Consider the following 20,744-nt stretch of genomic DNA (forward strand, 5'->3'; position numbering starts at 1 on the left):
GAGTCACTCCAAGTAACATTATAAACAGAATTTCCGCTATTTTAAACACTTTTCGCCAATTTTATTCGAATGACCTAAGAAGATTGGCCATTTCGATGGCTGAAACCGCCGCTTCCCAGCCTTTGTTTCCAGCTTTCGTTCCGGCACGTTCAATGGCTTGCTCGATTGTTTCGGTTGTGAGTACCCCGAATATAACCGGGATGCCGCTCGCTGCCGAAGCATTTGCCACGCCTTTCGCCGCCTCGCTGCAGACGTAGTCATAATGACTCGTCGATCCGCGGATTACAGTTCCAAGGGTAATAACCGCATCATACTTGCCTGACTCCGCCATTTTTTTAGCAATAAGCGGCAGTTCGAAAGCTCCAGGCACCCAGGCAATGTCCACATTTTCGTCCTCTGCCCCGTGCCGCTTTAAAGCATCCTGCGCACCGCCCAATAGCTTGCTTGTAATAAATTCATTAAATCTTCCAACCACAATTCCTATTTTTAACCCAGTTGCTACTAAGTTGCCTTCATAAATCTTTGTCATTTTCCTCGTCCTCCCATTTCTTTTAAAAATTCAGCAAGTGTCCTAATTTGCCGTGCTTTGTTTTTAAATACTTTTCGTTCTCTTTACTGTGCGGCATTTGAATTGGCACACGGTCAGCAATTTTCATCCCATAGCCTTCCAGACCTTTAATTTTTTTCGGATTATTTGTTAAAAGACGCAGTTCTCTCAACCCAAGATCCTTTAATATTTGGGCTCCGATGCCGTAGTCGCGAAGATCTGCTCCAAATCCCAGCTTTTCGTTCGCCTCGACGGTATCATAACCCTCTTCCTGCAGTTTATAGGCTCTCATTTTATTGAGCAGGCCAATTCCTCTGCCCTCCTGCCGCATATAAAGGAGAACACCGCTTCCCTCTTCTTCAATCTGAGCAAGCGCTGCATGAAGCTGAGGACCGCAGTCGCAGCGGCGGGAACCGAACACATCTCCCGTGAGGCATTCTGAGTGCACCCGTACAAGCGTTGGTTTTTCAGGATCAATCGTTCCTTTTACAAGGGCAATATGCTCCTTCTCATCCACTACGCTTGTATAGCCGATTGCTTTAAAGCTGCCGAATTCTGTGGGCAAATTGATTTCAATCTCTCTATGGATAAGCCGGTCTGTGCGGTTTCTATATAAAATAAGATCTTCTATAGAAATAATTTTCAAATCCATTTTCTCAGCAAGCTTTTCAAGCTCCGGCAAACGGGCCATTGAACCGTCTTCACTCATAATTTCACAAATAACTCCGACTGGTTCAGAACTGCAAAGTTTTGCCAAATCGACAGCCGCTTCCGTGTGACCAGCTCTTCTCAGAACCCCGCCATCTTTTGCAATTAAAGGGAATACATGGCCAGGCCGTTTAAAATCATGTCCCTCTGCATCCGGGCTCAAAAACGCCCGGATTGTTTCTGATCGTTCAAACGCACTTATGCCTGTAGTCGTTGTTTTATAATCAACGCTAACGGTAAAAGCCGTCCCATGCGGATCAGTATTTCGCTCGACCATGGGTTTCAAATTCAATTTATCAGCCCGGTCTTCCGTCATCGGCGTGCAAATCAAACCTTTTCCATATGTAGCCATTAAGTTTATTACCTCAGGGGTGGCCATTTCACCAAGCGCGACAAAGTCGCCTTCATTTTCGCGGTCTTCATCATCAACTACAATGACCGGCTTCCCTAATTTTAAATCATGAAGTGCTTCTTCAATTGAATGAAACATCCAGCATGCCTCCAGTTCAGTTACAGTTATTTAAACCCATGCATTTCAAGAAAACCTTCAGAGATCGGTGCTCTGGAAGAATCAGGCTTGGAAGCAGCCATGAATTTTCGTACGTATTTCCCGATGATATCGCACTCTACATTCACCATATCCCCAGCTTCCTTGCTTCCAAGGACCGTTTCAGACAAGGTATGTGGGATAATTGAGACCTTTACCTTCCCATCCTCCAAGCCGAAAATGGTTAAACTGATGCCATCAATCGCAATCGACCCTTTCATAACCAGAGTGTCTGTAATCTCAGTGGCCGTATCGATTTCGAAGTATACTGCGTTTTGATCCTGTTTTTTCGAGACAATAACGCCCGTTCCATCAATATGGCCGCTCACCATATGCCCGCCGAACCTCCCGTTAGCACTCATGGCTCTCTCCAGATTAACCGGTGTTCCTCTTTTCCACTGATGGATACTTGATGCTTTGACGGTTTCCGGCATCACATCCACAGTGAAGTCATTTTTTGTGAACCTCGTGACTGTCAAACAGACTCCATTGACAGAAATGCTGTCACCGAGTTTAACATCCGAAAGAACAAGAGACGCTTTGATGGTGTAAGACATCATTTTCCCGCCTGAGGCAATTCTCTCTACCGTCCCAAGCTCTTCTACAATACCGGTAAACATCTATTCCCCTTCCTTCCATGAACGTATTGCGGTGATTTTTATATCTTTCCCCAAAACGGCTGTTTCCTGAAATTCAAGATCGATTGCATCCTTCATCCATTCAAATCCGGGGCCGCCGGAAATAGAAAGACTCTCTCTACCCCCAAGCAGCTTGGGTGCGATATATAAAACCATTTCGTTAAAGCAGCCTTCCTTAATAAAGGACCCATGTATTTCTGAACCGCCTTCAGCGAGAATAGACGTAATTCCTCGTTCTCCAAGCTCTCTTAGGATGTCTTCTAATGAATGCGCCCGTGGTACAGAAATTATGATTGCCCCTCGATCTTTAAGTGCGGAAGCTCGCCCTGGATCAGCCTGCTCAGACGCAACGATCCATGTTTCCGCTTGTCCGTCCGTTACTGCTTGTGAATTTAGAGGGGTCTTCAGTTCCCTGTCAAGAATAATCCGGATGGGCTGTTTCTTTGGTTTTTCCAATCGGCAAGTCAGGCTGGGATTATCAAAAAGAACCGTGTTGACCCCAACTAAAACCGCATCATGCATCTCCCGGTAGCGATGGGCATCCTCTCTTGCAGGTTCGCCTGTAATCCACTTGCTGTCCATCGATCTGGCTGCTGTTTTTCCATCCATTGTGGATGCAGCTTTTAAGGTGACGTAAGGTGTTCCTGTGCGTATGTAATGAAAGAAAAATTTGTTCAGATTTGATGCCTCTTTTTCCAAAACGCCTTTCGTTACTTCTATCCCGGCGGCTTCAAGAAGGGCTATCCCATTTCCTGCTACGAGAGGATTTGGATCCTGGCAGGCAATCACTGCCCTTTTTATTCCGGACCCGATGATAAGCTCAGCACACGGCGGTGTTTTTCCATGATGGCTGCAGGGCTCAAGCGTAATATAAATTTCTGCGCCTCTCGCCTTTTCACCAGCCATTTGAATGGCATGCACCTCTGCATGCGCTTCTCCAGCCTTGAGATGGGCACCGATTCCGGCTACCTTCCCGTCACTCACAACCACAGCCCCTACGGCAGGATTTGGAGATGTCTGTCCAATCCCTTGCTGTGCAAGCTCTAAAGCAAGCCTCATAAACACTTCATCCCGCATGTTTACTCCCCCCCTTTTTTTTGAATATAAAAAGCCCCGGAATGGTTTCCGGGGCTGGAATAGTCACGAAGGCATATCAAATAAGAGTACCGCAAACTCATATTTTCAGAATTTGCACTACCCGTGTCTGCATTAGCACGTTCGATCCTTCTCCCATCCAGACTTTAACTGTCGGCTCCAGAATCTCACTGGATCCACCGCTGGCATGCGCCACCGGGTCACGGACTTTGAAGCATTGCGCCTCATCACCGCCGGTAGGGAATTCCACCCTGCCCCGAAGGATAATCAAATTATTTAATTGTCTTGAAGCCATTTTAGCCTTTAGTTGAAATTTTTGCAATTGTAATGCTGATAAGAAAAGAAGGAATTCTGCTATTTTCATTGAAAAGTTCATGATGAAAGGGTGTGGCAAGGTTGATACATGCTATTCTTTTTGATTTGGATAATACCCTGCTGAACCGAGATGCCTCTGTTGAGAAGTTTGCAGATCATCAATATGACCGGCTTCTCCAAGACCAGGACAAAATTTCGAAAGAGCACTATTGCAAAAGGTTTATTGAATTGGATGCTGGAGGTTACGTGTGGAAAGACAAGGTTTATCAGCAGCTTGCAGAAGAATTTGATATCCAATGTATTTCATGGGAAGCGCTCTTTAGCGATTACATTGAATTTTTCCACTTAAGCTGTGTTCCTTTTTGTCATCTTGATTCTATGCTTCGTTCATTATCTGCCTATTCCCTTGGAATCATTTCAAATGGGTACGGAGCGTTTCAGCTGCGTACGATTCAAGCACTTGGAATCGAAGAGTATTTTAAGGTCATTTTACTTTCTGAGTGGGAAGGCATCAAAAAACCTGATCCGAAAATTTTTCTTAGAGGATTAGAGAAATTACATGTGTTACCGGAAGAGAGCATTTTTGTCGGAGATCATATCGAGAATGATGTAAAAGCTGCCCGTCAAGCAGGCATGAAAACGATTTGGAAGAGAAACGGCCGAGACGGGGATGGTTCATCTGATTATGCAGTTGATGCGTTGGATGAAATTTCATATTTGGTGGAAAAGCTAAGTGGAAAACCGAAATTCTGCAGGTAACAAGATGATATATGGAGATGGCGTGCTGCTTTGGGCGGATATCGGCCAACCTATTGATAGATCGGCTATTATTCTGTTATATCGGCTATTATTTTATTTTATCGTCTATTATTTAAATATATCGGCCGAAATTTTGATATATCGACTTTTCAACAAATATCCTCATAAAAAAAAAATAGAGAGGTAAACAGCCCTCTCTTACTTACTGATAAATTGTTGAGTCCAATAGTTTCCGTCTTTTACATAGCCGACTCCGATATGAGTATAGGAAGCATTCAGGATATTGGCTCTATGGCCTGAACTGTTCATCCACGCTGTCATAACAGCCTGAGCGCTAGTCTGGCCCTGTGCAATGTTCTCTCCAGCAGTCTTATATTTGATGCCGAAGCTTTTCATCATGTTAAAAGGCGTTCCGTATGTAGGACTGTTGTGATCAAAATAACGGAGATCATGCATATCCTGAGATTTATATTTTGCTACTCTGGCTAACTCCCAATCTGCTGCAAGAGGTTTTAGGCCAGCCTTCGCCCGCTCTTTGTTAACTAGGGAAACCACTTCTGCCTCAGTGGATGCCTCCGCATTTGCGGGTATATTAATTTTTTGGCCGGCATTGATCTGATCCGGGTTTTTAAGCTGAGGATTGGCCTGAATTAATTCAGATACGCCTGTCTTTGTTTTCGCGGCTATTTTCCATAGACTATCCCCTTTTACAACCGTGTATGTACTTGCTGCAGAAGCGGCGGCAGGCAAAATTAAGGATAAAGCCAAAGCAGATGGAATGATTTTCTTTAACACAAGATTTCCCCCTAAAGAAGTATGTAGTTTTTGTGTAAATCAGCTGAATACTCTATTAATTAAATTACATTCCGCCGGCCCTATCAATCATCAATAATTGGTAAAAAGACAAAAAAAAGAGAGGCTATCCGCCCCTCACTCCTGCAAAATTAAGCTTCGAACACTTCTACTTTTTCCATTTTGTCGCCGTTTTTCATGGCTTTCGCTGCCGCAACGTTTGATGTTACTTTACCGAAAACGGTGTGAACTCCGTTTAGATGAGGCTGCGGCTCATGTACGATGAAGAACTGGCTTCCGCCTGTATTTTTTCCTGCATGTGCCATTGAAAGGCTTCCCTCTTCGTGCTTATGCGGATTTCCTTCCGTTTCGCAATCAATGCTGTAGCCAGGTCCGCCGGCACCTGTTCCAGTAGGATCTCCTCCTTGTGAAACAAAACCAGGGATTACGCGGTGGAATGTTACACCGTTATAAAATCCTTCGTTCGCTAATTTTTCAAAGTTCGCCACTGTGTTTGGTGCTTCTGCCGGGAAAAGATCGAATTCGATTTTTTCTCCGTTTTCCATTTGTATGTATCCTTTTTTAGCCATTGTAATCTCTCCTTTAGAGTTAATCAGCCATATTATAGCACAAAAGGTGACTTTCTTAAAAAAGACGGACTTGAAACTTTTCCGGACCTCATTCCGTCTAACGTTTTTGAAGTCCCATACTAAGCTGAAAAATAGAGGCTGGAAAAAAATATGCTATGACGTCCAATTGAAAACGGCTATAATGGTGTGGTGACCCGCAAGATCTTTTTACCTTTAAAGGAGGGTATTTACTTGAAGAAAGTATTTGCAGCGATGATTGCCGCGTGCATGATCGCCGTTCCCCAGATTGGACTGGCAGACGCCGCTGTCGGGGATGTTATCGTTACACTTGGAGAAAATCTGACTCCGCAGCAAAAACAAACCGTATTGCAGGATTTGAATGCACCTGAAAATGCTCAGACGGTTACAGTTTCAAACAAAGAAGAACATAAATATCTTGGCCAATATATTCCGAAAAGCCAAATTGGAACAAAAGCTCTCTCCTCTTCATCGATTACGATTGAAAAGGCAGGATCGGGCCTTGAAGTAAAAACGAAAAACATCAATGTGATTACAGATGAAATGTATTTGAATGCATTAATGACGGCTGGTGTAAAGGATGCGACGGTTCAGGTAACTGCACCAATTGAAGTATCCGGAACCGCCGCATTGACAGGTTTAATTAAAGCTTATGAAGTGAGCTCGAATGAAGTGATTCCTGAGGATGTTAAGCAAGTAGCAAACGAAGAACTGGTCACAACTTCTGAACTTGGCCAAAAACATGGCCAGGAAAATGCTTCTGCTCTCATGGCTAAAGTGAAAGAAGAAGTTGCTAAAAACGGTGTGCCGGCAAACGATGAAGAGCTTCGCACGATGATTGAGAATGCAGCTAAAGAACTTGGCATTACCTTATCTGATGAGGAAATCAATAGCTTAATTTCATTGTTTAATAAAATGAAAGATGCCAATATTGATTGGAATCAAGTAAGCCAGCAGCTGGATCAGGCGAAAGAAAAGATTACGAAATTCCTTGATTCTGAGGAAGGTAAAAACTTTATTGACCAGGTTATTCAATTTTTCGCTGCCCTGTGGAACGCTATTGTCTCCATTTTCACCGGCGGTCAGCAAAACGCTTAATAAAATTTCAGCAGAAAGCCCCCGGGCATACCGCCTGGGGGCTTTCTTGCTTATTTTCAGGGACAGCCAATTACCTTACCTTCGCTGACAGCGGAAGATCAAGCTTCAGCAAATCCTCAAAGGATTCTCTTCTGATAACAAGCTGAGCTTCCCCATTTTCAACAAATACGACTGGGGGTCTGGCAATCCGGTTATAATTGTTCGCCATTGAATATCCGTAAGCACCTGTGCAGAAAACGGCCAGCAAATCACCAGCAGAGGTTTCAGGAAGTTCGATATCCCATAGCAGCATGTCACCGCTCTCGCAGCATTTACCGGCGATGGAAACCTCTTTTGAACAGACATCTTTCATTCGGTTAGCAAGGGCGGCTTCGTATTTTGCCTGGTACAGGGCCGGACGGATGTTATCGCTCATTCCGCCGTCAACTGCAATGTATTCGCGGATGTTCGGAACTTCTTTTTTAGACCCGATGGTGTACAAAGTCGTGCCGGCATCCCCTACTAGCGAACGGCCAGGCTCAATCCATATTTCCGGAATGTCCATTTCAAGAAGCTTGGACTGTACTTTTACTGCTTGAATCATTTGTTCAACGTACGAAGCAGGATGAAGAGGCTCATCTTCAGAGGTATAGCGGATTCCGAAGCCTCCGCCAAGGTTTACCACTGATGGCGTAAAGCCAAAAGTCTCCTTCCACTCTTTTATTTTTTTGAAAATCTTTTCTGCAGCCAGAACAAATCCAGCCCCATCAAAGATTTGAGATCCAATATGGCAATGGACCCCTAAAAGATTAAAGCTAGAGTCGGCAAGAACCAGTTCCATCGCCCGTTCAATCTGCCCGTTTTGCAGGTCAAAACCAAATTTGGAATCCTCCTGGCCCGTTGTTATGTAATCGTGAGTGTGGGCTTCCACACCTGGGGTGACCCGCAGGAGGATCGATACTGTTTGCTGATGTACCTTAGCAAGCTGAGCTATGAGATGGATTTCATAAAAGTTGTCGACAACGATGCAGCCAATGCCTGCCTCCATCGCCATTTTGAGCTCTTCTTCACTCTTGTTGTTTCCGTGGAAATGAATTTTATCCGGAGAAAAGCCTGCTCGTAAAGCTGTATAAAGTTCGCCTGCAGATACGACATCCAGGGATAGGCCTTCTTCCTGTACAAGCTGAAACATGGCAACAGACGAGAATGCCTTACTTGCATAAGCTACCTGTGCTTTGACATTTTCGTTCTCAAACGCCTGTTTAAATTGACGGGCGCGCTTACGGATCAGTTCCACATCGTAGACATATACAGGCGTGCCATATTGCTCGGCAATCCCGACTGTGTCGACTCCGCCGATTTCGAGATGACCCAAATTGTTAATTTTGCTCGTACCGTGTAGATACACCGTTCATTCCCTCTTTCTATCTGCATTAAAGTGAAACCCCCGATAAAGAAGGTTTCTTCATCCCCCTATACGGCGGGCTGAACCAATCGGGCTTTCACGGGCAGTCTATCAACCGCCGATTTTCTCAAGTCTTGAGGCGGGATAAAGAAAAAAAGCAGCCAACAACATATGGTTATCAACTGCTTTTTGTAAAAGCCCTTAAAAGAATTAAACATACATTATCACAATTTTTGGCAGGATTCAATGCTCATTTTTATTTACGCTGTCTCATAATGTCCTGAGGATGAACGATGCTCGGCCGCAGTTTCGCTCCCGGCACAGAGGTTCGAATTGCAATTTGTTTAAATGCGGATGCATTAAATGGAAGAAACGGCCACAGGTATGGAGTATTCAGTGTTCTTGTTGATGCAAGGTACAAGATAAAGGCGGTCACACCAATGATAAATCCTTTTACATGAAATATAGCAGTTACGGCAAGGAGCAAAAGTCTGACAATCTTGTTGGCAACGCTTAGTTCATAGCTTGGAGTCGTAAAGCTTCCGATTGCTGCAATCGAAACGTATAAAATGACTTCAGGGACAAACAGCCCTACATCAATGGCAATCTGCCCGATTAATACAGCCGCAATCAATCCCATTGCTGTCGATAGTGCTGTCGGAGTATGGATGGCTGCCATCCTCAGGAATTCAATTCCAAAATCCGCTAAAAAGATTTGAGCAACGGCAGGAATATTCGTTTGTTCATTTGGTCCTACAAATGATAAGCTTTTTGGAAGCAGCGAAGGCTCCAGGATAAACAGAAACCAGAAAGGCAGTAGGAATGTCGAGGATAAGATGCCCAGAAAACGGATCCACCGTAAAAATGTACCGATCGCAGGAGCCTGGCGATATTCCTCAGCATGCTGAACGTGATGGAAGAGAGTGGTAGGAGTTATGATGACGCTTGGAGAAGTGTCTACGATGACAATCACATGACCTTCTACTAAATGGTTCGCAGCCACATCTGCTCTTTCCGTGTACCGGACCATCGGAAATGGATTAAATCCCTGTTTCACAAGAAACTCTTCAACCGTTTTATCTCCCATCGTAATTCCGTCTACTTGAATTTCCTTCAGTTCTTTCTTGATCAAATCAACCAGGTCTTTGCTTGCAATATCCTCTATGTATGCGACACATACATCCGTCTTAGAGCGTTCTCCAACTTTAATCAACTCATATCTCAGCCGCTCATCGCGGACCCGTCTTCTGATTAAAGCTGTGTTAACGATGATGTTCTCAACAAAACCATCCCTAGCTCCCCTGACGACCTTCTCCGTATCTGGCTCTTCCGGGTTTCTCCCCGGGTAGCTCCTTACATCGACCACAAGAGCGTAGTCTGCACCCTCAAGCATGATGGCAACAAGTCCTGACAGAACCTCTGTAACTGTTTTTTGAATGGTTTGAACTTTCGTTACCTGCTGATGAACAAGCCGGTTCTCAACAATTTCTTTGAATTTATCCAAATCCTGGTCTGTATCATTAATTTCAGAAAGTGCCGTCAGCAAAAGCATCAGGTACTGGGAGTCGCAAAGACCCGTTACATAGTAAAGATTAACTCCCTTGCCCATGATGGTAAATTTCCTTACCCCCAGGTCGAAGCTTGTTCCCATCCCGACGAACTCTTTAAAATAATTTTCATTTTCATATAGTTTGGGTGAAATCGGGGACTCACTCTTTATGTTTCCAGGCATCTATCCCATTCCTTTCTAAAATAAGTTCAGCCGCCTTCATTGTAATCGGCGACCCTTTTCCAACATCATCTCTTCTGGCCATTTTTCCAATATCTCCGATGCCAACGATAATCGGGATATCGAGCCGGTCCAGGCTGTAGACTGTATCGCCGTTGATTCTTCCGTCTTCAAGTTCCTGAATCCCGCTTTTATCCACTCCATGCCCTGTCAGCTCCCCATCGCGATCAATGCACACATCAACTCTTGCCCAATCTGATTGCCTCGTCTTAGCAGCGACTGCGATAACCCCGAGAACCTGAATAGACGGATGTTTTGCCACGTAAAGCATCGCCTTCTCACCAGGACCTTCACCAGGCATTCCGCAATCATCAAATAGAACAAAGACCGGATCATATGGTGTTTGGAGGATCAAAGCCACCAATTCTTTCCCGGTGAGTATAGATGGATTTCCCTGGGACTGAGAAATCCAGCGCCCGCCTATTTGCTCCGCTGTATAGGCGATGGTCTTGGCCGCGTACACGTCTCCATCTGTCACCAATATGACCTTCCTTTTCATGAGTGCATCCTACCCCTTCGGTTTAAAAATAACCGCTACGATAAAGGCGAAAAGTATCGCAGATGAGATACCTGCTGATGTTAACTCAAATATTCCCATCGCAATCCCGATAAATCCATGCTCATTCGCCTGCTCCATCGCTCCATGCAGCAGGGAATGTCCAAACGACGTGATCGGCACAGTCGCTCCGGCACCGGCAAAATCGATAAAGTTATCATAGATCCCAAACCCATCGAGAATCGCCCCGATCACAACAAAGGAACTCATAACATGGGCAGGGGTCAGTTTGAATTTATCCAAAAGAATTTGACCAACCACACAAATCAATCCTCCGCAAACAAAGGCAAGTACATACTCCATTACGCCATCCCTCCCGCAGCTCTTTCAAACACGACCCCGTGAGCAATTGTTGGAATTGTTTCCTTTTGCTGAATCATGGTTGGGCTAAGCAAAGCACCCGTTGCCACTACAAGCACACGTTTCAGATTCCCAGCCTTTATTTCATTAAAGATATGACTGTAGGTAACTACAGCAGAGCACGCACAACCGCTTCCTCCAGAAAATACATTTTGATCAGGACGGTACACAAGAAGACCGCAATCCTGATGCTTTGAGGAAATTTGAATGCCTTCTTCTTTAAGAAGATCAATCAGGATCGGACTCCCTACTCCTGACAAGTCACCTGTTAAAATCAGGTCATAATCTTCCGGTGTACGATTCATATCTTCCAAATGCCTCTGTATCGTATCAGCGGCTGCCGGAGCCATAGCAGAACCCATATCATTGGCGTCCTTTATTCCCAGATCCTGCACCTTCCCGATTGTAGCAGCTGTAATCCGGATTTCACTGGGTTCGTTTGTAATAAGCATGGCACCAGATCCTGTTACGGTTGATGTGGATGTACCCGGCTTCTGTCCGCCGTACTCAGTAGGATTTCTGAACTGACGCTCGGCTGTGGCATTGTGGCTGCTAGTGGCCGCGATTACTTTGCTTGCATATCCTCCATCAACGAGCAAAGACCCAAGTGCTGTCGTTTCCATAGATGTAGAGCAAGCACCAAACATACAAATAAACGGAATTCCAAGATGCCGTGCCGTATAGTTGGAGGTTACATTTTGATTTAATAAATCTCCCGCAAGCATGAAATCAACCTGATCTTCTTTTATGCCCGCTTTGCTGAGTGAATGGCCGATTGCCTGCTCCATCAGCTTGCGCTCAGCAAGCTCCCAATTGTCTGCCCCGCAATGAAGGTCATCATGTGTTTCATCAAACAGATTTCCAAGAGGGCCTTTTGCTTCTTTTGGACCGACAGCCGTGCCGACGGAGGTGACATATACATTATTTTGAAAAATCCATGTTTGCTTTCCAGTCAGTTTCATGACATTTCCTCCTTACGATCCTATCAGCAGTCCGAAGAAATATCGGATAATTCCTACGATATAAGCGGCTACTGTACCGAATACAATGACACTTCCCGCTAGCTTAAACATATTCGTTGCGACACCAAGCACCAATCCTTCACTTTTATGTTCAAGTGCGGCGCTCGTCATTGAGTTTGCAAATCCGGTAACCGGAACTGCAGATCCTGCCCCTGCAAATTGACCAATTCGATCGTAAATCCCGATTCCCGTTAACAAGGATGAAATAAGGATTAAGGTGGCTACTGTAGGGTTGCCGACCGTATCCTCTGTGAAATTGAAAAAAGTCATATAGAAATTGCTGATGGCCTGGCCAATGACACAAATAATCCCGCCGACGACAAATGCTTTTAAACAATTTAGAAAGTAGTTTGGTTTTGGCTGATAGGCCTTGATGTTATCTGAATAATGATCTTTCAGCTTTGACATGTAGCTTCCTCCTTTATTGATCCACAAAAAATATCCAATGATAGAGTGATCCGCATACCTTACCAAGTACAATGGCCATAAGTATGATGAGAATTTGTTCAGCCATACCGATTCGTTTTGCAAGAATCGGAAGCACATTCAGCACCTCAGTTAGGGCTGCTGCTAAAAGGCCAATGAACATACCATCCATTAAACCAATAGGTACGGAGAAAAATGCAGGAAGATGTAAAACCGTGTTTCTCAAACTGATCCATCCGCCTGCTGCTGCACCCGTAACTACACTCCATTCGTACGTTTGAATAAAAGCCATCGTTTTTGTCAGCTGGCTTAGTCTTGGTATAATTCCAAGAACCGCGAGAAACGCGACAAACCCTGCACCGACAGCAAAACCCCAGGATAAACCTAAAAAAATAATGAAGAGCATGCTAATGATCATGCAGCTTTTTCACACTCTCTTTGTTTTCATTCATCGCAACGTATTGATCCAAATCCATTTGATATTTGAACATCTCGACTTCCAGAGGGCTTGGTTCTTCATTAATCCGTTTTTTAAAGACATGATTAAAAAATAAAATCATTCCCAAACCTAAACCAATCGAATAAGGAATTTGCAGCAGAAGCGGTTTTTCAATTCTGTCGCCTGTCAGCATGAAGTACAGTTTTTGATGCACCGCCTGCATACTGACATCTTCGTGAAAATTGATGATGGCCATTGCGGCCCCAACAAACAGAAGCATCCATACTAGAATTAAATAGATAAGCTTCCTTTTCTTTTTTTCGTAAACAATTTCCACAACCGTTTGCGTTGGGCCAATGGATTGAATTTCTGCATCGGGTTCCGTTCTTTTAATCACATTAATGACGTGCATCACGTCCACAACGACCATATTCCGGTCACTTGCCGACACCTTATATACATCCAGTTTTTTTAATGAAGAATCTTCCTCCGAATCAATCACCTGAGCCAGATCCGCTAAAACTAAGGACGTCTCAGGGGCCGTTTGAATCCGATGCCTCAGCCTTATGTAAACCGTTTTAGCCACATTCTTCACATCCCATGATGATACTCAGTGTATAAGTAGTATGCTATGTACGTCTTTCAAACATGCAGACAGCCGTTATATACACAAATTACCATTTAATAAACCCATTTTGGTTTACTTGCTTTTAAATACAACCTGCAATTCCTTCATAAGCCTACATTCAAAATCATGGCTCTGTTAAACTTGGCTGTTGATTGCAGCCAGCGGGCGAACGCTTCCCGTCCCAATTACCTGGTGTTATAAATCAACACCAGGCTTTAGCAGAGCCAAAATAAAAAAGCGAACCCAAAGGATTCGCTTTTTTCACGGCTATCCGCCCATCAGACTTTTCATCTGACTTAATATTTTCTTTTCCAATCTCGACACTTGAACCTGCGAGATCCCAAGCCGTTCTGCTACTTCCGATTGAGTCTGATCTTTATAATATCTTAAATACACAATCAGCTTTTCTCTTTCATCAAGGCCCTCGATTGCTTCCTTTAAGACAATTTTATCAAACCATTTTGAATCGGTATGATCGGCTATTTGATCAAGCAATGTGATGGGATCCCCATCGTTTTCGTAGACGGTTTCATGAATGGAGGAAGGAGCTCTGACAGCTTCTTGTGCTAAAACAACCTCTTCAGGTGAAATCTCAAGATGAGCGGCAATTTCTGTGACTGTCGGCACCTTGCCCAATGTTTTGGATAATTCGTCCTTTGCACGCCTGATTTTATTTCCAAGCTCTTTAAGCGACCGGCTGACCTTTACCGTTCCGTCATCCCGTATAAAGCGCTGAATTTCACCGATAATCATCGGCACTGCATACGTAGAGAATCGGACATCGTAGGACAAATCAAACTTGTCTACTGATTTAAGCAATCCGATGCAGCCAATCTGAAAAAGATCATCCGGCTCATAGCCCCGGTTTAAGAATCTTTGGACGACCGACCAGACGAGTCTCATGTTGCGCTGTACGATTGTGTCCCTCGCTTGCTGGTCACCCTGCTGACTTTTTAGAATCAGCTCTTTCACCTCGTGGTCTTTTAACTGAACGTTCTTCTGTTCGTTCTTAACCTCCACATCCATGGCTCGTCTCCTTAATTAACCAAAGCTTTACTTTTTGATAAATGCTTTGTTAATTTAACCGATGTCCCTAGAGAAGGGGCAGATTCTACTTGAATGTCATCCATAAAATTTTCCATTATCGTAAATCCCATTCCGGACCGTTCAAGCTCAGGTTTTGTAGTGAACAGAGGCTGCCGCGCTTCTTCCAGATCATGAATGCCCATGCCTTCATCGCGGATCGTCAATTGGACAACTTCTTCTTCCAGAGAAGCTGTAATATAGACGATGCCGCTCGGATCATTGTTGTATCCGTGAATAATTGCATTAGTGACTGCCTCGGATACGACGGTTTTAATTTCCGTCAGCTCATCCATAGTCGGATCAAGCTGGGCAATGAATGCAGCGATGGTCACCCTTGCGAACGATTCATTTTGGCTGAGGGCCGAGAACTGCAGCTCCATTTGATTTTTCATTATGAAGCCACCCCCAGTGTCTGAAGCGCTTTTTCTTCATCCTCTTCCAAACGGACAATTTTAAACAGACCCGACATATCAAAGAGGCGCTGAATGGACGGTGAGATCGAGCATACCACCATTTCTCCTCCGAGCTGCTTGATTTGCTTATAACGGCCCAGGATGACACCAAGACCTGAACTGTCCATAAACATGAGATTCCCAAGATTCAGGATGATATGCTTCACTTGGCCCTCTTCTAATATTTCATTTACCTTTGACCGTAATTCGTCAGTACTGTGATGATCTAATTCACCCGATAGACGAATGCACAGCACGGACTCTCGAACGCTAAGTTCAACGGCTAGACTCATCTGCAATTCCTCCTTGTTCAGTGCTTGTATGAGTCTTTCGTTTTTCCTTATGCGTTTTCCTGCCCGTTGACAAAACTAGTGGGCTTTCGGCACAATTAGCCAGCTTTTGTGAAGTCAGCCATGACCCGTTTGAATAAGGACCACCAGCTTGCAGTTTTAATATCCTTTTCTGCCATAAGAGGGCTCTTCGCTACAACCGCTCCGTCCTTTTTAAGGACAAGCATTCCAAGGACATCACCTTTTTTCAAAGGCGCAGCCAAATTCTTTTTAGGGATTACTTCTTTTGTAATAATTTTCGTATTTTCTCCCTTTTTCGTTAAAAGAGAGATGGGCTCGGATGTTACCAGATTTACGGTTTGATCGCTGCCTTTGCTCACCTTCTGAACACCGATTACTTCACTTCTCTTGTAAAGCGGATGGGTTTCATATTGACTGAAAGCATAATCAAGCATCTTCGTAACCTGATTGTTCCGGTCCTTAGGCGTTTCAGCGCCCATTACGACTGCGATGACTCTCATGTTTCCTTTTTTCGCAGTAGCTGTCAGGCAATACTTCGCTTCATTCGTAAATCCGGTCTTCACTCCATCTACTCCAGGGTAGAATTTCACAAGCCGGTTCGTATTAACAAGCCAGAATTTCTTATCTGTGTCTGTTCTTAAGTAATCTTCATATTTTCCTGTATACTTCGTGATGCTTTCATATTTCAAGAGTTCTTTCCCCATGACTGCCATGTCATGCGCTGTGCTGTAATGGCCTTTTTCAGGCAAGCCGGTTGTATTTTCAAAATGAGTGTTTTTAAGCCCGAGTTCAGCTGCCTTTTTATTCATCAGCTCAACAAATCCGTCCTCTGAACCGCCTAGGTGCTCAGCCATAGCAACGGAGGCATCATTCCCTGATCCAATCGCAATTCCGCGCAGCATTTCATCTGCCGACATTTCTTCGCCCGGCTCAAGGAAAATTTGTGATCCTCCCATTGACGCTGCATATTCACTTGTACGGATTTTGTCAGTAAGCTTTAATTTTCCTTTATCAAACGCATCCATTATAAGAATCATTGTCATGATTTTCGTCATACTTGCCGGCGGAAGCTGTTCATCACTATTTTTTTCATAGAGGATTTTGCCTGTATCCCGCTCAATAAGCACAGCAGACTTTGCCTGCGGCGCCAAATTCAGGCTGTTTTCTTTTGCAAATGCTCCTTGTGCAATCATACATAGGAAGCAAACAATTAATAGCATGGAAAAACTTTTTTTCATTTCCAAACCCTCCCAATTAAGATACACTCCATTTTGTCCAATAAGAGGGAATTTATACAATTTGATTCTTTAAGGCTTCTCACCTCAAGGGTTGGGAGCGGAACCAGATTCTCCAGGAATACTGATCTGCATTACTTCATTTCCTGAACAACATAAAAAAAACGGCTTTCCTTTTAGGTAAGCCGTTTAGCATAATGAAGGATTATTGAATGCTGTATTTCCCAAATACAAAAAAGAGGCGAGTGATCCTCGCCGCTTTTACCGAACGGTTATTTTGAAATGATTTCATATACAAACGGGCGTTTTTCAGGCTTTTCATTTGAATAGGAGAATGCATCGTATAATGTATCCATTGCCTGCTGATGATCATCTTTGTTGAAATGAAGGATAGCGATGACTTCCCCTTCTGCAACTTCGTCTCCTGCCTTCTTTTTCAAGGAAACGCCTGCAGCATAATCAATTTTGTCTTCTTTTGTTTGTCTTCCAGCTCCTAAAAGAAGGGCTGCTACTCCAATAGCCTCTGCGTCAATGTCTTTCACGTAGCCGGATTGCTTTGATTTTACTTCCACATGATGTTGTGCTTGCGGAAGCAAATCGATTGAATCAATTTGATCAGCATTTCCGTTTTGGGAGCTTACAAATTCTTTGAATTTTTCCAAAGCTTTTCCTGACTCAATTGCCTCGTTAAGCCCTGCTCTAGCTTCTTCTTGTGTTTGATAAATGCCGCCAAGAATGGACATTTGTACAGCGATTGCCATTGAGATTTCAATCAAATCCTCTGAACCTTTGCCTTTTAGGACCTCAATAACTTCCTTGATTTCATTCGCGTTGCCCACTTCATATCCAAGCGGCTGATTCATATCCGTAATGACTGCGATTGTATTACGGTTTAAGTGGCTGCCGATCTCTACCATTGTGGAAGCCAGATCTTTTGCACGATCCAGTGTTTTCATGAAAGCACCCGCGCCTGTTTTTACATCAAGCACGATGGCATCCGCGCCCATTGCGATCTTTTTGCTCATGATACTGCTTGCGATTAGAGGAATGGAATCAACGGTTGCTGTAACATCTCTCAGTGCATAGATTTTTTTATCCGCAGGTACCAGGTCACCGGACTGCCCAATGATGGAGATTCCGTGCTTGTTAACATTATCGATAAACTGTTTGCCGCTTAATTCCACACTGAAGCCCTCAACGGCTTCCAGTTTATCAATGGTTCCTCCAGTGTGTCCAAGACCTCTGCCGGACATTTTCGCAACAGGAACACCAACAGAAGCAACGAGAGGAGCCACAATCAAGCTAATCTTATCGCCTACTCCTCCTGTAGAGTGCTTATCTACTTTAATGCCCTTAATGCCTGATAAATCAACCGTTTCGCCTGAGTTTACCATCGCATCTGTTAAATAGGACACCTCTTCCTTTGTCATTCCTTTAAAATAAACAGCCATTAAAAAGGAGCTCATTTGATAATCAGGAATGGTATCATTTTTATATCCGTTCACTACGTATTCAATTTCTTCTTTTGCAAGGAGCTTGCCGTCGCGTTTCTTTTGAATCAAATCTACCATTCTCATGCTGTCGCACCTGCTTTCGAAATTTTTTCAACTGCCCCTTTAACAAGGCTAAGGAAGCTTGATTTTACTTTTTCTGTCGTTTCAATGACTTCATCATGAGATAACGGCTGATCCAGGATCCCGGCAGCCATATTGGATATACAGGAAATGCCCAGCACATCAAGGCCAGCGTGGCGAGCTGCAATTACTTCAGGAACAGTCGACATTCCTACTGCATCCCCGCCAAGAACTCTAAGCATTTTTATTTCTGCAGGAGTTTCATAAACCGGACCTGTATTGGCTACGTAAACACCTTCCTGTACTTTAATGTTCAGCTCATTTGCCGTTTCCTTCGCTAAAGCACGCAAATCTCTGCTGTATGCCTGTGAAAGATCAGGGAATCGAACACCAAATTCTTTATCATTCGGACCAATTAAAGGATTGGTCCCCATATTATTAATGTGATCGCTGATTAGCATGAGGTCGCCCGGTTCAAATCCTTCATTAATACCGCCCGCTGCATTCGTAACAATCAACGTCTTAACTCCAATTTGCTTCATCACACGTACCGGAAGGACAACTTTTTGCATATCGTACCCTTCATAAAAGTGGAACCGGCCCTGCATGGCAATAACGGTTGTGCCTCTCAGCTTTCCGTATACAAGCTGGCCTGCATGCCCTTCTACAGTGGACACAGGAAAACCAGGTATTTCTCCATATGGAATCTTAACCGGCTCTTCAATTTCATCTGCCAGAACTCCAAGGCCAGATCCAAGGATTAGCCCGATCTCCGGCGCCTGTCCGATTTTCTTTTGAATATACTCCGCTGCACTGCTCATTTCATTTCGATTCACTGCTTAGCCCTCCTCATTTTATCTCTTTTAAGAAGCTCGTTCCGTATTCAGGCATCTTCACCTTAAAGTTGTCTGCAATGGAAGCCCCAAGATCAGCAAATGTTTTTCTAACCGGTATTTCCTGACCCTGTGTCATGCGCGGACTGTAGGCTAATAATGGAACGTATTCTCTCGTATGATCGGTTCCGTGATGGATCGGATCATTGCCATGATCTGCCGTAATCAAGAGCAAATCATCTTCTGTCAATTTTCCAAAAACCTCCGGAAGACGGGCATCGAACTCCTCGAGTGCTTTTCCATATCCTTCAGGATCGCGGCGGTGGCCAAACAATGCATCAAAGTCCACAAGGTTCAAAAAGCTGATGCCTGTAAATGGACGATCCATCACATCAATAAATTGGTCCATTCCATCCATGTTTGATTTCGTCCTGATGGAATCTGTAATTCCTTCTCCGTCGTAAATATCGGAAATTTTCCCAATAGCGATCACATCGTAATCCGCATCCTTCAGCTCATCCAATACCGTTCTGCCAAATGGCTTTAACGCGTAATCATGTCTGTTGGATGTTCTTGTCCAATTGCCTGGTTCCCCGATGAACGGTCTTGCAATGACCCGTCCCAATTTAAAAGGTTCAGTCATTGTCAGCTTTCTTGCCTTCTCGCAAATATCATATAATTCGTCAATCGGCACAATTTCTTCGTGGGCGGCAATTTGCAGCACGGAATCAGCGGAGGTGTATACAATTAAATCTCCCGTTTTCACATGCTGTTCTCCCAGCTCATCCAGAATTTCTGTACCGGAAGCCGGCTTGTTTCCAATTATTTTTCTGCCTGTTTCCTTTTCAAGCTGATCGGTCAATTCCTTTGGAAACCCCTCAGGAAAAACCTGGAATGGTTCAGTGATATTCAGCCCCATGATTTCCCAGTGCCCGGTCATTGTATCTTTACCGCTTGAAGCCTCTTGCATTTTCGTATAGAAAGCCTTTGGCTGCTCCTGAACGGGAATGCCTTTTATTTCTCGAATATTGCTAAGCCCGAGCTTGGCCATATTCGGCATATTCAGGCCGTTCATACGTTCGGCTATGTGTCCTAATGTATCCGCGCCTTCATCGTTGAATTCTTTTGCATCCGGTGCTTCCCCAATGCCAACTGAATCAAGGACTACAACAAACACCCTTTTATATGTATAGTTACTCAATCGAAACCCTCCTCAAAATCGGGATTTATTCTTTACGAAGCCATCCTGTCAGAAGTCTGACAACCTCATTATAAACCGGTTACAAACTGCCTGACAATCTTAATCCCGTATATAAGCAGTATTCCTATAATTTCGAGAAGAATGACAACTATTCCCTGGCCATAAAAAAATGAGGCTGGGACAAAACTAACCAGAAATAATAAGTAAAGGGTTCCGATCAGATGGTTTTTCTGATCGGGACCCTATTTTATGTTGAAATCTGCTTTTCTTTGGACTTTTATGTGTTCATGGCGGTGTACTTTTTCAAGTTCACCGCCATGAAGGCAAAGCCTAGTTCGTTT

At 44.1% G+C, this 20,744-nt stretch carries 23 protein-coding genes and 1 riboswitch; of the genes, 2 read left to right on the forward strand and 21 right to left on the reverse strand.

The features are described from left to right. Positions 1-61 precede the first annotated feature (61 nt). Genes ribH through ribD form a run of 4 tightly spaced genes read right to left on the reverse strand, consistent with a single transcriptional unit; the run spans position 62 to position 3,517 of the window. Complete coding sequence (ribH, locus tag AS29_RS00980) at positions 62-529, reverse strand: 6,7-dimethyl-8-ribityllumazine synthase (RefSeq protein ID WP_035411206.1); 468 nt, start codon at positions 527-529, stop codon at positions 62-64. Positions 530-551: 22 nt separating this feature from the next. Next, positions 552-1,745 (reverse strand): bifunctional 3,4-dihydroxy-2-butanone-4-phosphate synthase/GTP cyclohydrolase II, encoded by a 1,194-nt coding sequence (locus AS29_RS00985; RefSeq protein WP_035411209.1) that lies wholly within the window; start codon positions 1,743-1,745, stop codon positions 552-554. Positions 1,746-1,771: 26 nt separating this feature from the next. Beyond that, positions 1,772-2,422 (reverse strand): riboflavin synthase, encoded by a 651-nt coding sequence (gene ribE / locus AS29_RS00990; protein WP_035411212.1) that lies wholly within the window; start codon positions 2,420-2,422, stop codon positions 1,772-1,774. Next, on the reverse strand, positions 2,423-3,517 hold the full coding sequence (ribD, locus tag AS29_RS00995; RefSeq protein WP_035411215.1) for a bifunctional diaminohydroxyphosphoribosylaminopyrimidine deaminase/5-amino-6-(5-phosphoribosylamino)uracil reductase RibD: 1,095 nt from the start codon (positions 3,515-3,517) through the stop codon (positions 2,423-2,425). Positions 3,518-3,658: 141 nt separating this feature from the next. Further along, a riboswitch (FMN riboswitch) is annotated at positions 3,659-3,803 on the reverse strand. Between the two features lie 128 nt (positions 3,804-3,931). Between ribD and AS29_RS01000 the strand changes: the two genes are divergently transcribed. Continuing rightward, complete coding sequence (locus tag AS29_RS01000; RefSeq protein WP_035411218.1) at positions 3,932-4,609, forward strand: HAD family hydrolase; 678 nt, start codon at positions 3,932-3,934, stop codon at positions 4,607-4,609. Between the two features lie 198 nt (positions 4,610-4,807). Here the strand turns inward: AS29_RS01000 and AS29_RS01010 are convergent, their stop codons facing one another. Both AS29_RS01010 and AS29_RS01015 read right to left on the reverse strand, forming a co-directional pair. Then, entirely contained in the window at positions 4,808-5,404 is a 597-nt protein-coding gene (locus tag AS29_RS01010) for a CAP domain-containing protein (RefSeq protein ID WP_035411222.1), read from the reverse strand. 149 nt (positions 5,405-5,553) lie between these two features. Continuing rightward, complete coding sequence (locus tag AS29_RS01015; RefSeq protein WP_035411225.1) at positions 5,554-5,991, reverse strand: peptidylprolyl isomerase; 438 nt, start codon at positions 5,989-5,991, stop codon at positions 5,554-5,556. A gap of 231 nt (positions 5,992-6,222) precedes the next feature. Here AS29_RS01015 and AS29_RS01020 point away from each other — a divergent pair, with 231 nt between their 5' ends. Further along, positions 6,223-7,107: a DUF1002 domain-containing protein gene (locus AS29_RS01020; protein ID WP_035411229.1), complete on the forward strand. Its 885-nt coding sequence runs from the start codon at positions 6,223-6,225 to the stop codon at positions 7,105-7,107. A 70-nt stretch (positions 7,108-7,177) separates the two neighbouring features. Here the strand turns inward: AS29_RS01020 and lysA are convergent, their stop codons facing one another. From lysA to deoB, 15 genes are all read right to left on the reverse strand, one after another. Beyond that, positions 7,178-8,494 carry a diaminopimelate decarboxylase gene (gene lysA, locus AS29_RS01025; RefSeq protein ID WP_035411232.1) on the reverse strand — a complete coding sequence of 439 codons (1,317 nt, stop codon included), beginning with the start codon at positions 8,492-8,494 and terminating at the stop codon, positions 7,178-7,180. A gap of 253 nt (positions 8,495-8,747) precedes the next feature. After that, a complete protein-coding gene (locus AS29_RS01030) occupies positions 8,748-10,223 on the reverse strand; it encodes a spore germination protein (protein WP_035411235.1) in 1,476 nt (491 codons plus the stop codon). Beyond that, complete coding sequence (locus tag AS29_RS01035) at positions 10,201-10,779, reverse strand: stage V sporulation protein AE (RefSeq protein WP_035411238.1); 579 nt, start codon at positions 10,777-10,779, stop codon at positions 10,201-10,203. The genes AS29_RS01030 and AS29_RS01035 overlap by 23 nt, the downstream gene beginning before the upstream one ends. Before the next feature lie 9 nt (positions 10,780-10,788). Beyond that, the gene (gene spoVAE / locus AS29_RS01040; RefSeq protein WP_035411241.1) at positions 10,789-11,139 is read right to left on the reverse strand and encodes a stage V sporulation protein AE; all 351 of its coding nucleotides are present in this window, start codon (positions 11,137-11,139) and stop codon (positions 10,789-10,791) included. Next, a complete protein-coding gene (gene spoVAD, locus AS29_RS01045; protein ID WP_035411244.1) occupies positions 11,139-12,158 on the reverse strand; it encodes a stage V sporulation protein AD in 1,020 nt (339 codons plus the stop codon). The genes spoVAE and spoVAD overlap by 1 nt, the downstream gene beginning before the upstream one ends. A 12-nt stretch (positions 12,159-12,170) precedes the next feature. Beyond that, positions 12,171-12,626 carry a stage V sporulation protein AC gene (gene spoVAC, locus AS29_RS01050; RefSeq protein ID WP_035411247.1) on the reverse strand — a complete coding sequence of 152 codons (456 nt, stop codon included), beginning with the start codon at positions 12,624-12,626 and terminating at the stop codon, positions 12,171-12,173. Between the two features lie 13 nt (positions 12,627-12,639). Then, positions 12,640-13,062, reverse strand: a complete 423-nt coding sequence (locus AS29_RS01055) for a stage V sporulation protein AB (RefSeq protein WP_035411249.1) — start codon at positions 13,060-13,062, stop codon at positions 12,640-12,642. Beyond that, a complete protein-coding gene (locus AS29_RS01060; protein ID WP_035411252.1) occupies positions 13,052-13,669 on the reverse strand; it encodes a stage V sporulation protein AA in 618 nt (205 codons plus the stop codon). Before AS29_RS01060 ends, AS29_RS01055 begins: the two co-directional genes overlap by 11 nt. A gap of 309 nt (positions 13,670-13,978) precedes the next feature. Further along, positions 13,979-14,737: an RNA polymerase sporulation sigma factor SigF gene (gene sigF, locus AS29_RS01065; RefSeq protein WP_035411255.1), complete on the reverse strand. Its 759-nt coding sequence runs from the start codon at positions 14,735-14,737 to the stop codon at positions 13,979-13,981. 11 nt (positions 14,738-14,748) lie between these two features. Continuing rightward, positions 14,749-15,189, reverse strand: a complete 441-nt coding sequence (gene spoIIAB / locus AS29_RS01070) for an anti-sigma F factor (protein ID WP_035411257.1) — start codon at positions 15,187-15,189, stop codon at positions 14,749-14,751. After that, positions 15,189-15,542 carry an anti-sigma F factor antagonist gene (gene spoIIAA, locus AS29_RS01075; protein ID WP_035411260.1) on the reverse strand — a complete coding sequence of 118 codons (354 nt, stop codon included), beginning with the start codon at positions 15,540-15,542 and terminating at the stop codon, positions 15,189-15,191. The genes spoIIAB and spoIIAA overlap by 1 nt, the downstream gene beginning before the upstream one ends. 95 nt (positions 15,543-15,637) lie before the next feature. Then, complete coding sequence (locus AS29_RS01080) at positions 15,638-16,798, reverse strand: D-alanyl-D-alanine carboxypeptidase family protein (protein WP_035411263.1); 1,161 nt, start codon at positions 16,796-16,798, stop codon at positions 15,638-15,640. Between the two features lie 269 nt (positions 16,799-17,067). Then, a complete protein-coding gene (locus AS29_RS01085; RefSeq protein WP_035411266.1) occupies positions 17,068-18,372 on the reverse strand; it encodes a pyrimidine-nucleoside phosphorylase in 1,305 nt (434 codons plus the stop codon). Further along, the gene (locus AS29_RS01090; RefSeq protein WP_442854508.1) at positions 18,369-19,190 is read right to left on the reverse strand and encodes a purine-nucleoside phosphorylase; all 822 of its coding nucleotides are present in this window, start codon (positions 19,188-19,190) and stop codon (positions 18,369-18,371) included. The genes AS29_RS01085 and AS29_RS01090 overlap by 4 nt, the downstream gene beginning before the upstream one ends. A gap of 28 nt (positions 19,191-19,218) precedes the next feature. Next, on the reverse strand, positions 19,219-20,403 hold the full coding sequence (gene deoB, locus AS29_RS01095) for a phosphopentomutase (protein WP_035411271.1): 1,185 nt from the start codon (positions 20,401-20,403) through the stop codon (positions 19,219-19,221). Positions 20,404-20,744: the final 341 nt, after the last annotated feature.

The sequence above is a fragment of the Bacillus sp. SJS genome, from assembly GCF_000732485.2.
Lineage (GTDB): Bacteria > Bacillota > Bacilli > Bacillales > Bacillaceae > Metabacillus_B > Metabacillus_B sediminis.